At 59.5% G+C, this 12,580-nt stretch carries 10 protein-coding genes; 4 read left to right on the top strand and 6 right to left on the bottom strand.

What is annotated here, in order from left to right; genetic code table 11:
• The first annotated feature begins 103 nt into the window (after positions 1-103).
• Positions 104-397, top strand: a complete 294-nt coding sequence (locus D6T64_RS05210) for a hypothetical protein (protein ID WP_147364478.1) — start codon at positions 104-106, stop codon at positions 395-397.
• 391 nt (positions 398-788) lie between these two features.
• Here D6T64_RS05210 and D6T64_RS05215 read toward each other — a convergent pair whose 3' ends face one another.
• The gene (locus D6T64_RS05215) at positions 789-2,705 is read right to left on the bottom strand and encodes a hypothetical protein (protein ID WP_147364479.1); all 1,917 of its coding nucleotides are present in this window, start codon (positions 2,703-2,705) and stop codon (positions 789-791) included.
• Positions 2,706-3,009: 304 nt separating this feature from the next.
• On the opposite strand from D6T64_RS05215, the gene D6T64_RS05220 reads away from it, so the two are divergent.
• Positions 3,010-3,315, top strand: coding sequence for a hypothetical protein (locus tag D6T64_RS05220; RefSeq protein WP_147364480.1), 306 nt, complete (start codon positions 3,010-3,012; stop codon positions 3,313-3,315).
• A gap of 67 nt (positions 3,316-3,382) precedes the next feature.
• Here the strand turns inward: D6T64_RS05220 and D6T64_RS05225 are convergent, their stop codons facing one another.
• A complete protein-coding gene (locus D6T64_RS05225; RefSeq protein ID WP_147364481.1) occupies positions 3,383-4,108 on the bottom strand; it encodes a hypothetical protein in 726 nt (241 codons plus the stop codon).
• 327 nt (positions 4,109-4,435) lie between these two features.
• Entirely contained in the window at positions 4,436-4,723 is a 288-nt protein-coding gene (locus D6T64_RS05230) for an HU family DNA-binding protein (protein ID WP_119972697.1), read from the bottom strand.
• A gap of 342 nt (positions 4,724-5,065) precedes the next feature.
• On the opposite strand from D6T64_RS05230, the gene D6T64_RS05235 reads away from it, so the two are divergent.
• Complete coding sequence (locus D6T64_RS05235; RefSeq protein ID WP_119972700.1) at positions 5,066-5,938, top strand: DNA/RNA non-specific endonuclease; 873 nt, start codon at positions 5,066-5,068, stop codon at positions 5,936-5,938.
• Positions 5,939-6,051: 113 nt separating this feature from the next.
• Here D6T64_RS05235 and D6T64_RS05240 read toward each other — a convergent pair whose 3' ends face one another.
• From D6T64_RS05240 to D6T64_RS05250, 3 genes are all read right to left on the bottom strand, one after another.
• Positions 6,052-6,801 (bottom strand): ATP-binding protein, encoded by a 750-nt coding sequence (locus tag D6T64_RS05240; protein ID WP_119972703.1) that lies wholly within the window; start codon positions 6,799-6,801, stop codon positions 6,052-6,054.
• Positions 6,798-8,348 carry an IS21 family transposase gene (istA, locus tag D6T64_RS05245; RefSeq protein ID WP_119972706.1) on the bottom strand — a complete coding sequence of 517 codons (1,551 nt, stop codon included), beginning with the start codon at positions 8,346-8,348 and terminating at the stop codon, positions 6,798-6,800. Before istA ends, D6T64_RS05240 begins: the two co-directional genes overlap by 4 nt.
• A 187-nt stretch (positions 8,349-8,535) precedes the next feature.
• Positions 8,536-9,096, bottom strand: a complete 561-nt coding sequence (locus D6T64_RS05250) for a recombinase family protein (protein ID WP_119972710.1) — start codon at positions 9,094-9,096, stop codon at positions 8,536-8,538.
• A 493-nt stretch (positions 9,097-9,589) separates the two neighbouring features.
• Here D6T64_RS05250 and D6T64_RS05255 point away from each other — a divergent pair.
• Positions 9,590-12,580, top strand: a 2,991-nt coding sequence (locus D6T64_RS05255) for a type ISP restriction/modification enzyme (RefSeq protein WP_199719072.1), incomplete at its 3' end; no start/stop codon positions are given.

A 12,580-nucleotide genomic window follows, 5' to 3' on the forward strand; every position in this document is an offset into this window, starting at 1 on the left:
GTCGAGGCGGCTTTGATCCACTCAGCGGCGCGCCGCTCGGGCCCACTGGTCGATCGTGGGCCAGCCTCCGGTTCGCGGTCGCACAAGCCGCAACACTCTCACTATGACAATTTCGCTGACGACACTCTCCGCGGAGACTCCCTTCATTGGAACGGATGCCAAGGTCGCGGACGCTTGGAGGCTCGTGCTCGGCGATCGCCGTACGAACAATGCCCGCAGGTACCCGGCCGAATTCCTCGTCGCGAAAGCGTTGGGCATCGAGGGTACCGGCCGAATCGAGTGGACGGATCACGACGTTCTCTGCGTGACGACGAAGCTCGAGGTGAAGTCCACCGGCACCGTCCAAGCTTTTCGGCCGGCTCGGCCGGGAGATCCGCACCGGTATTCTCAGACATGATGGGCAAGCTTCTGAACGACCGTGGAGCCTACGCCTCGGCAGCCTCTTTCAACGCGGACATCTAAGTGTTCGCCACCGAGACCGAGGACGATGAAGCCCTCTACGACCCTCCACTCCTGCGGCAATGGCGGCTCACGGTCCTACGGTGGCCGAGATAAAGAAGCTCGGTCGGAAGAGCGTCCGATTATCCGTTTTGAGACGGGACGACCGCCCCGAATGTCAATGGCACGAACTGGCCGACGTGATCGCTTTGGCTTCTGCGGGCAACGTGACCTCACACCAGTAAATCGACCCCTGGACCAGCTACATCTTCATGACCGGGACTGGCGAGTCCTTCAACGGTTTCCATTGGCTGCCACAGCGAGTGGGATGCGCTGTGCACGAATGGGTCTCATTCTCTGGATTCAATAGATTCCCCTAGTACGATCCCGCCGTCAGGCTCGATCGTCGCAACGTGCCAGATAGATGCACGAGACCCGGCGCCCGCCCGGGGTAGCAGCGTCATCGTGCCTCTCAGCGTGGTGATCGTGACGACCGGTGCCGCATTTGACACATTCGGCACATCGGAGGAAAACAAGTGAACCTCGATACTGATTGCCTTTCCCGTGGGATGGAACAACGCGACCTCCGGGCCACCATAGAAGCGGTCGCCTCCCAATTCGGCATGCGCGGACGTCAAATTCCCGTGGTAAACAAGATCGCCTGTTTCAGCCTCAATCAAATGGAGATCCAAGTCATGAACAGCGGTCATCCAGCGAAGGGCCACCGTCCCCCCGAGCAATTCTCTCTGGCCCTGTAATTCTGCTGCGGGGCCCGCGCGCCGCGCCCAAATTGTGTGGACTCCCTCGCTAGGGCCCGGTACGTAGACCTCCGCTTGTGGTCCTGGTTGCTGTTCAAATGGCGTGGGCAGTAGCGCAACGAGCCTGTCAGCGAACGTCTTCGTTGCTGACCGGCTTCCTGGACGGACCTGCGGATGAAGTGACACGCGCTTCCGGTCGGCGGGCGCGACCTTGTTTAGGGTCCTCTGACCGAGCGGGCCGTGGGCGACGATGAAAACTTCTGCGTCGCTCAAATTGTGTGCGTAGTCGTGAGCCGTGTCACCATGATTCTTGCTGTTGAGATACTGCTTTGCTTCGATGACACCAATAACCTTGTTCGGCGCTGCGCCGTTGATGAGCACATAATCCGGCTGGATATGGTTTACTCGTCCCTTTCCTTTAAGACCCGTCGCCTGAAACCTTTTCTCCGTCCACAACTCCACTGCGCCGTTCGCTGTGTCGATTCGCGCGAGCAACGTAGCTCGGAATGGAAAGGCCAACACGCCGTCGGTCACGTCAAAACTCAAACGACCAGGCACGAGCGCAGCGTCAATTGCCGCAGCAACCCACGCTGAGTACAGGTCGGGCCGTTTGCCCCAGTACGGCAACCTCAGAACGTCAGCGAGCTCTTCAATCCGTTGCTCCGCAGTGATCGTCGACGCGACCCAGAACCGTTCCAGCCAGCGCAGCTGCGCTTGCACTAGCTTCGCCGACTCATCAGCGGATAGTTCAGCAAATAGATCCGGGACGAGGCTCATGATTCCGATTTCTGTGAGCCACCAAAGGTCACCAGCCAGAATCCTCAGGTCGGGACTATCGTCGGTCTGATCGTGACTGGGGCGCATAGTGCCCACTGTTGGCCCAAGCTCGGAAAACTTGTCGAGCGCTGCAACTATGACTTGTCGAAGGCGCGTAACGAGGTGCACGAGCGATGGATTCTCGATCAGAGGCGCCGGGATTTCTGAAGCGAATGGCCATTCACTCGCGGCCGCGACCGATTCAAGGCCAAGGAGATTCACGGCGGCGTCATGTGCATGGTGGTGCAACTTGTCGGCACGTTCAGCAAGTGGGCTTTTCCACGCATACTCGTGATCGAACTGGAACGCGTCGATCCTGCGCAGGACAGTTTGAGTGCGCTGGACTCTTTCGCGGAACGGCGCGAGCTGATCGTCGATCGCATCGCCCGTCTCAAACTCGTATGAGATGTGCAGATTGTCTTTGTGCGTGCGAGTGGCGTCGATTCTTTCATAAAGCGCGAGCAGGTCGCTCAACATCCCACTGAACGAGGTAAGCACCGGCATCATCGTCCGGATGAGGTCGCGCGCGTCCCACTTCGCAATGTCCATTGCCCGGGGAAGGGCAGCGATGTCAAGGGACGAATCTCCAATCTCACGACGGACGAGGTCGGCGATATCGCTGTCATAGTCCTTTGGGCGGAGCAGGTTCGAATCCACCCATTCTGTCCATAGCTCCGCGGCAGTTGTGATCATGTTGCTCAATGTATCGGGGCTGGGGAATGGATGGTTCCCGTTCCAACTATTCCGGCTCGGGAAATGCCTCAGAGGGTAGTCCACCCACACCGATTATCACACGGTGTCCCACGCGGAGGCGAGATGCTCCCACTGTCAGACTTCGTCCACTCCATTTTTCAAAGACTGAGCGCTGTAACAGCTTCAAAACGAAATCGCGGGCCGCCACAATGGCGGACGGACGCCTCGCCGGGCTGGAAGAAGAGGGGTGGTGGATACCGGGGATGTAGTGCCCCAAAAAGTCGCTCGACGCTTGGCCGAGGAGGTGAAGAAGCTCGATCTTCCCCGAGCCGACAAGCGGCTACCGCCGTTCGTGAATATGCTGCGCGATGTCGACAAGGAGAACTTCTTGGAGATTGGGCATCACATCCTCTCCCAGCAGGTTCACGTCACGCACTCGTCCGTGACGTCCTTTGTTTCACCCGGCAAGGACAATTTCCAGACCAAATATGACCAGGACTACGGCTGCCAATGCCAGGCGGCCTACGTCGTGGCCGCATCCTGCATGTTCGTTCGCTGGGTGGTTGCCCGCCCAACGAACGACACCGCACTTTGCGCCCGATGGCCATGACATACCCCGGAGTCGGCCTTGGCCCGACCCCAGTCGAGTCCGCCGATAGTCTTCGACTACAGAGGTTCTATGACAGGGAGAACAGGTACGCCGGTGCGGCGATCTGGGTGACGGTGCTTGAGTCGGGGACAGCATTGGCAATGGCACCGTAAGTCATTTCTAATCCGGCACCGTCAATGATCCCCGAGAACGACGTGGGGAGGTCTACCGCAACGGAGCGTATTCCGAATGCGTCGTCGGTGTGGACGCGGTTCGCGGGCTGACCTTCAGCGGCGAGGTCAAAATCATCCCCGACACGTGTCAGGCCCACCGCAGTGATGGCGACATCGGCGTCCGTGGTTGCCGCCGTGGCCTGCACGCTAAACGCGGGCTGATAAAGGCGCGCTTCGCCGGTGAGCAACGCCTCGGCTGGGTACCGATTGACGACGATATCGAATCCGCCCCAGGAAGTCCCGTCAACTTCGGGATAGTGGTTTGTTCGGTCTTGGTGGCGAGTCTCGGTTGGTTCACCGAGGATTCCAGCGGCGGCGGCAACGGCGGCGTCGCCGTCCTCGGAATACGTCAGCGAGACGAGTACGTTTCCACTCACATCGACAATGTCCGTATTCTCGGCGCCAATGATGATGTCCGTCGGTGCGGATGCCGACGACGATGGGTCAATCGGGTCGGGTTCCGCGGGCAATGCGGTCGCACAAGCTGAGAGCATCAAGCCCAAGACGGCCATGGAAATTACTGCAGATGTCTTACGAATGAGAGCCCCCAGAGAAAATGCTGACGTGAACAAACCGTCCACCCCAGAATTCAACGGTATCGCTCCGAGCGACTGAACGCAGATATCAGCATCTTTTCACCCGATCACGCCCGACCGTACACCGCTCTTACTATCAGCGATAAGCCTCGTCAATATCAGCGCAGTCATACCTCTTGCCACATGAATCACACGGGAACACGCCAGCCTCGTAAACGGGGTCAGCTGCGGGAAGAAACTTTGCGGCACAGACCCCTGACCCTCGATCACCATGCTGATTTTTAGCCCACTCAGCAGCACAGTGTCAACGCTTCGGCGTCTCCCTCGGCCAGCGCCACAGTCAGCGCTTCGGTCAGTGCCGCAAGCGGAAGCTTACTTACCGGCAGCCTTCAGCCTGCTCCCGGCAGTAAGCCGGACACGGTGACCTGCAGCAATAGCGACCTCGTCACCCGTCCGCGGATTACGACCGATACGCGCCGCAGTTGCAGTGCGCTCAGCCCCGAGCCATCCCGGGATAGTGACCTTGGTATCATTCTTGACGGCCTCAGCAAGCGTCTCAAAAAACGTATTCAAAATGCCATCAACTACAGCCTGACTCTGTCCCGAATCAGCTGCAACCTTCGCAACGAGCTCAGTCTTGTTCAACGAATTATCAGTCATTGAGTGTCCTCCTCGGACCATTGCCGGTAAAAACCAGGCCTTCACATAAAACGGGCGATACTTCCAGAAACTGAGTCTGGTCGCCGGTGGAACCGATTTGAATCTAACAGAGTGTGGCATTCAGCTTCATGGCACGGTTTCTTCCACGCAACAGAGCAGCATTCATGATTGATCCGTTGACACCGGAACGTCCCACAACAAGAACACCAATCCGCTCAAGGTCGCAGCGCGGCGTGTTAGAGGACGGTTTCACATGATGAAAGCAATACGGGATTCTCTCATCACTACCGCCATCAAAATCTGACGGCCTTACCTGTCGGTTATCGCTGCTTGACTATCACTATGAACGCCGCACTATTTCATCCTTCTGGATACAACACCGACTTCCTTGACGTTCCTCTACCACTGCCGGCGCCGGCTGCGGGAACCCTGATGCGTGAACTGGCTTACACACATTTCACCGTGCTCTTAGACCCTGCGCGGCGCCTCGCGATCTCGACCGGCGTCAACATCGACGGGGACCAGCTCGTTACCGTTGACCGAGGCGACAACTGGCACCTCGACTCGCGTATCCCGGTCTACGAACAGGCCGGGGAGGCCCTTTATGCCAGAAACGATCTCGACCGCGGACACCTCGTCCGGCGTCAAGACCCGGTCTGGGGCAACAAAACAATAGCCCAGCAAGCGAATTACGATACCTTCGCTTACACCAACGCCGCCCCTCAAGCCGCAGCCTTCAACCAATCGAAACAACTTTGGCTCGGCCTCGAGGACCACGTCCTCACCTATGCCCGCAGCAACGGTAACCGCATCAGTGTCTTCACTGCCCCCGTGCTCTCCGCCCAGGATCCGATATACCGCGGTGTGAAGATCCCACACTCGTTCTGGAAAATCGCGGCATGGACCACGACCACGGACGACTCCACCGCTCTTTACGCTGCCGGATTCGTCCTCGACCAAAGCCCACAATTAGAAGACCTCGACCTTGACCTTGACATGGTCCGCGCTCAAGCTCGCACCGATGGCACTCCTCCGCCGCTTGGACCGTACCGCACCTACCAAGTACCCATCGTCGACATCGTCGACCTCACCGGGCTTGACCTGACTGCCCTGTCCCAGGCAGACGTCTACGCCCCGGCCCCAGCTATCAGGGAAGGCACCGACCGCCGAGCGCGCTGGGTCGAACTGGGCGACACCACGAGCATCCAGCTATAACTGAGTATTAGAGCCTGTGAGCCCCACCCGATCGTGCGGTTGAGCCCCACTGATCGTGCGGAAGAGCACCAGTGGTGGTGTGGCTCAGCCCCACTGGTGCTCCCCGTCACGGATTACGCGGTCACGAGGGCGGCTTGTTCCCTCATGTTGTAGGTACCGGTGTCGACCCAGGTGGTGTTGTGGATGATGCGGTCCATGATGGCGTCGGCGTGAACGCCGGCGCCGAGGCGTTGGTGCCAGTCCTTCTGTTGATACTGGGTGCAGAACACCGTTGAGGCCTCGCCGTAACGGCGCTCCATCAGCTCTAGCAGCATCGTCCGCATCGATTCCGTCGGCTTATCCAGCAGCCACTCATCGATGACCAGCAGCGTGAACGCAGCATACTTCCGCAGGAATTTGCCGGCACCGCCGGTGGCATCCTGGGCGGCGACCCAAGCTTCCTCAAGGTCGGGCATTCGGACGTAGTGGGCGCGGATGCGATGCTCGCAAGCGCGTTTGGCGAGAGCGCATCCCAGATACGACTTCCCCGACCCGGTGAAGCCTTGGAAGACGACGTTCTGTTGCCGGGTGACGAACGAGCAGGTCCCGAGCTGGGTCAGCACCTGCCGGTTGAGGCCGCGCTCGTCGAGGAGGTCGATGCGCCGCAAATCCGCGTTCGGGTAACGCAGTCCCGCCCGCCGGATCAGCCCGTCAACCTTGGAATGCATGAACGTCGAGTAGGCGTCGTCAACGACGAGCCGGACCCGTTCCTCGAAAGTCAGGCTGATGGAGAGGATCTCGTCCTGGAGGTCGATGGCTTGCAGCAGCTCGCCGGCGTTCATCTCGCGGAGCTTGCGTTTGGTCTCCCCATCCAGAGCGCTCAACGGTTCCCTCCGGCGTAGTAAGCGCTGCCACGAACATAACCGCCATGGTCCGGTTCCGGTTCCGGAACTTGTCCGGTTTTGTCTTGCCCGGTGTCGAGGATCGGCCGCAAATGCGCATAGCGCGGGGAGCGGACCGGGCCCCGCAGCGCGAGTGCGCAGGCGGCCTCGACCCGGGCTGAGGGGAACCGGCGCGAGAGTTTCAGTACGGCCAGCGCGGCGTCGAAGCCGGCCTCGTCGATGAAGACGGTCTCGAAGATCTTGGCCGTCACGGTGACGGTTGCCGGCCCGATCCGTGCGGCCCATTCCTCGATCCGGGGTCGGTCCCAGGCCTGGAAGCGGCGCCCCTCGGGCAAGTCCGCATCGTTGGTCCGATACTGGTTCGTCGTACTGGCCGGCAGCAGCAAATGACTGGCCAGACGCTCATCGCGCCGATAAACCTCCAGCATCGTCTCGGTGATGCGAAGGTCCACCAGCGCACCGATGTGGCTGAAGGGGACGGAGTAGAAATTCTTGGCCCAGACTACGTGGGCGTTGGCGTTGACCTTTCGTTTATAGGACCACGTGCTGATCTCAAACGGCGCCACCGGCAGTGCCTGTAACAACGGCTTCTCCTCGGTGGTGAACACGCTGAGGCGGGACCCGACTCGTTTCTGGAAGGGCTCCCGGTTGTAGGCATCCATCTGTTCCCGAATTCGCAGGCGCAGCTGCGCCAGCGAGGTGAACGTCTCCTTCCTCAAACCGGCGATGATCCAGGTCGCGACGTGGGCGACCGTGTTCTCAGTGCTGCTCTTGTCGCGCGGGTGCCGCACTCTGCCGGGGAGCACCGCGGCCGAGTAGTGCGCCGCCATCTCCCGGTAAGCATCATTCAACACGACCTCCCCTTCCTTCGGGTGGGAGATCACACCGGTCTTTAGGTTGTCGGGCACCAGCCGTGGGACGCTGCCGCCGAAGAACGTAAACATTGCCGTGTGCGCGCGTAGCCACGCCTCCTGCCGCATATCCAGGGTCGCTTCCACGAACGCGTAGCGGCTAAACGGCAGGCAGGCGACGAACAGATATACTTTCGACCTCTCGCCCGTCGTCGGGTCGAGTAGCTGCATTGTGGGCCCGGACCAGTCGACCTCGATACTGCGGCCTGCCTTGTGGCCGACCCGGGACGTCGCCCCCGAGACAGCGGCATGTTCGGCATAGAGTCGGCAGAAGCGGTCGTAGCTCATCGTCGCCTGCACCATAGATGAGGCGTCGACATACTCCTGGTGCAACAGCTTCAGCGTCACGCCGACCCGCGCGAGCTCGGTGTGGACCCGGCCCCAGTCCGGCTGCGCGAAGACGGACTCGTGGACGCCGCGGCCGGGGAACAACGTCGAATACACCGCGGCCTCCGACAACTCGGCGACGTCATCCCAGCCGAGCCCGAGCCGCTCCGCGGCATCGAGCACCGCTCGAATGCTGTGGCGGGACATCCCTTGGGCGGACTCTATCGCCCGTCGCGACAAGCCCTGATTACGAAGCTGCAGGATCTGCTTCGCTTTGATCTTCCGCACCATTACCGGTACTCCTTCCACCAGGTGGCGCTCACATGGTGGAAGGAGCTTTTCAGGTGGGGCTCAACCACGCCGGTAGTGGGGCTGAACGATGCAAGTCACGTGTCTGAACAGTGGGGCTCAACCGCACCATAGATGGTGCCCATCGAAGCCAATATTCAATAACCACACCGAAGCCTCTACAGCCAGCTCAGTCCCCGGCGCGGAGGTAGACGTAAACGGTTTCCCGGCTGATCCCAAACTCACGAGCAAGCACAGACTTCGGCACACCCGCGGCAGCCTTCTCACGCAGCTCAGCCGCACGGGCCATGTCGAGTGACGGGGTACGACCGCGGTAGACGCCACGCTTCTTCGCCAGGGTAATTCCCTCGCGCTGGCGTTCACGGATCAAAGACCGCTCAAACTCAGCAAACGCCCCCATAACGTTCAAAAGCAGATTCGCCATCGCGTTGTCATCGCCCGTGAACGTGAGCTGCTCTTTCACGAACTCAACCCGGACCTTCTTCGCCGTGAGCCGGCGCACGATCAAGCGAAGGTCATCGAGGTTGCGGGCCAACCGGTCCATGGAGTGCACGAGAACGGTATCGCCGTCCCGAACGAACTTGATCATCTCCTCCAGCTGGGGCCGGTTCTGATCCTTCCCTGACGCCTTATCCTCAAACACCCGGTCGACGTCGACGCCAGCAAGCTGACGGATGGTGTTCTGATCGAGAGTGCTGACTCGCACATATCCAACTCGCTGACCCGTCACGGGGCTCTCCTACCTGTTTTGTCAGATTGAAGTCATAGACCCCGTCAGAAGGGGTGTCTACCAATCAGAATCTGATCCTATCCTGACAATTTTTGATCAAGACGCCTGACGCCTAGTTGGGGTACACCCCAACTTGGCGCCGGATTCGCTGACACATTGGCGTTCGGCATAGACAAATCTTTCACTTCGCCAGGCGAATCGTCTCAATTGAGGGACTTAATGTCGTGCGTGCCAGCGCGGAGAGGCCTCAACCGCGGTGCACACCGAGATACTTAGGGATATGAACCCTCTTTCGACGAACGCCCGCTCGTTGCTAAACGCATGGGATGCCGCGACCAGCGCTTTCGGAGCATCATGCCTTGCGAAGCTCTCTGGCCCCGGAGACAGAGAGGCTGCCATTCGTGCACCGCTAGAGGGTTTGATTCAGCAAGCTGGGGTCCTGACAGGGCACCCTGCTGTCCTACATGACGAGGTCCGAGACGTTGAGCGCCGGGTGCGCCCTGACTACGGCGTTTCTGTCGGAAAGGTGATGCGCGGCTATATCGAAGTCAAAGCCCCGGGAAGGAAGATCGATCCTGACCAAATGACGGGCCATGACCTCGAGCAGTGGGAGAGACAGCGAGATCTGCCGAATCTGATTTACACAAACGGCACAAGGTGGCGTTTGTACCGCGACGGCGAATTCATCGACGAGGCGCTTCTGACCGAACTCGAACTAACCGAAATCGGTGCGGGGCTCCGGTCAAACCCGAAATTCGAGGGTATTCTCCGCGCCTTTCTCGCATGGAAGCCTGACCCCATCGTGTCGGTCAATGCCCTAGTGCGCGCGATCGCGCCGCTCACGCGCCTGCTACGCGGCGAGGTCCTTGACCAACTCGTCGGGGAACGGAAGGCCGTAAGCGCGGGGGCAAAAGAAGAAGATCAGCCCTTCATTGGACTTGCCCGGGATTGGCGGCGCTTGTTGTTCCCACAGGCAGACGACAAGAAGTTTGCGGATGGGTATGCACAGGCCGTCACCTTCGCTCTACTGCTCGCCCGAACCTCTGGGATTGAATTCGAGGGTCGCAGCCTCCACGACGTCGGCAAAGACCTCGGCGTGCAGCATTCACTTATGGGAAGGGCGTTGCAGCTGCTCATCGATGACGTAGCGGCCGACTTTAAAGTCGCCCTCGATCTGCTTGTCACAGTGATCGGATCCGTTCGTTGGGAACGAATCCGGAAGACTCGTCGCGATGTATACCTCTATTTGTACGAGTCATTTCTCCAGGAATACGACGATGAGCTGCGACAAGCCTCAGGCACCTATTACACACCTCGCGAACTCGTTACTGAGATGGTTCGGCTCACGCAAGACGTACTCGTACAGAACGTTGGCATAGAGGAAGGTTTCTCTTCCCCCGGTGTGTTCACGATTGACCCGGCGATGGGCACCGGAACCTTTCTCCACTCCGTAGTCGAGACCGTGCGTAAACACGTTGAGGACGAGCAAGGTCCGGGCGCGGTTCCCGGGGCCATGACTGAACTCGCAGGCCGCCTCGCCGGCTTTGAGATTCAAATGGGTCCATACGCAGTTGCTGAGCTCAGGGTGGCAGAGCTTTTTGCCGACGCAGGGGCGACGCTACCTAAGGATGGTCTGAAGCTATACGTAACAGACACCCTCGATGATCCCACCGCGGACGAAACGCAGATCGCCTCCGGACTTCACACCATTGCGAACTCACGGAAGAGGGCGAACGCGATCAAGCGGAACCAAAAGGTGAACGTCATCATTGGGAATCCCCCCTACCGTGAGCTAGCTGCTGGGCAAGGCGGCTGGGTAGAGCAAGGCACCCCGTCTCAACACGGCCCCTCAACGGCCATACTTGGCGACTTCTTAGATGGCGTGCCCGGTCGCCTGGCGGCGAAGGTCAAGAATCTCTACGTCTACTTCTGGCGATGGGCCACTTGGAAAGTGTGGGAGTCTACGCCAGCCGACGAAAGCGGTGTTGTCTGTTTCGTTACAACCTCTGGCTACGTCACGGGAACGGCATTCACCGGAATGAGGCGACATATCCGACAGCATGCCAGTGAGGGTTGGATCATCGATCTCACCCCGGAAGGACACACACCCGATGTAGCCACCCGAATGTTTCCTGGGGTGCGCCAGCCACTTGCAATCGGAATCTTCGTGCGCCGCCCAGGGACGTCAAGAGAAGTTCCCGCTGATTTGCACTACATCTCAGTACGCGGCCGCCGTGCCGACAAATTCACTGAGTTACAGGGACTTACTCTCGACGCCGCCGAGTGGCGTCCAGTCAGAAAAGGTTGGACAGATCCTTTCACCGCAGCCGCCACTTCGGCGTGGGACGAATGGCCAGCGGTGGACCAGCTCATGCCGTGGTACTCGCCAGGAGTATTTCCGACTCGAACCTGGGTCTACTCCCCATCTGCGTCCTGCCTAGAAGAACGCTGGACTCAACTAGTTGGCGAACCTGAGTTAGAACGCCGCCGAGTCCTCATGAAGGACACGACGGGAGCGATCAATGTGCAGTTCAAGGACATCCCAGGTCACCCGCACGCAGCTCGTCTCAATTCCATCGCATCATTACCTGTGGATAACGCGATGGAGAAGGTCGTAACTATCGGCTTCCGTGCATTCGACCGGCAGAAGCTCATAGCCGACCCTCGCCTCATACATCGTGCCCGAGACGGCCTCTGGGCAGCCGCCGCTGTTCCCAACCAGGTATACGTGGTCGAACAGCACAGTGTGTCGATATCAGACGGACCAGCACTGCTCTTCTCGGCGCATATGCCCGACTTCCACCACTTCAATAACCGTGGAGGCCGGACCCTGCCTTTCCTCAATCCTGATGGAACCCCGAACTTTGCCCCCGGCCTATCGACAGCGCTCACGGGAAAACTCAACGCCCGAGTCGAGGCCGAAGACATCCTCGCCTATTTGGCAGCAGTGACAGCCCATCCCGCATTTACTCAGACTTTTGCCGTCGAGCTGGAAACCCCCGGTATCCGAATCCCGATCACGGCCGACGAGGTTATCTGGACCAAAGCAGTGTCTATTGGTCGGCAAGTCCTCTGGGCCCAGACATTTGCCCAAGCTTTCGTGGACCATCCGAATGGTAGGCCCGCGCACAAGCTCGCATACGAAAGAGGGGATTCACGGCGAGTGAGCTGTCTGGCGCCTGTATCGGAACTGCCGGATGGAATGGTTTACGACGAAGAAGAGCAGGAAATTGTTCTCGGAAATGGTCGATTTGGGCCAGTCCCGCGCGCGGTGGTCGAATACGAGGTAGGAGGACGGAACGTGCTGCGATCCTGGGTCGCCTACCGGACAAAGGAACCCGCTGGCAAACGTACTTCCCCGCTGGATGACGTAAATCCAGGCTCATGGTGTTGTCCGTCGCGTTATTTGACGGTGGCGGCGTCATCGTCGGTGACGATGTCCGGGTCTGGAAAAGCCCCGCCGGATGATTCCGGCGGGGCTTTC

Source organism: Cryobacterium melibiosiphilum (assembly GCF_003602235.1).
Classification (GTDB): Bacteria; Actinomycetota; Actinomycetes; order Actinomycetales; family Microbacteriaceae; genus Cryobacterium; species Cryobacterium melibiosiphilum.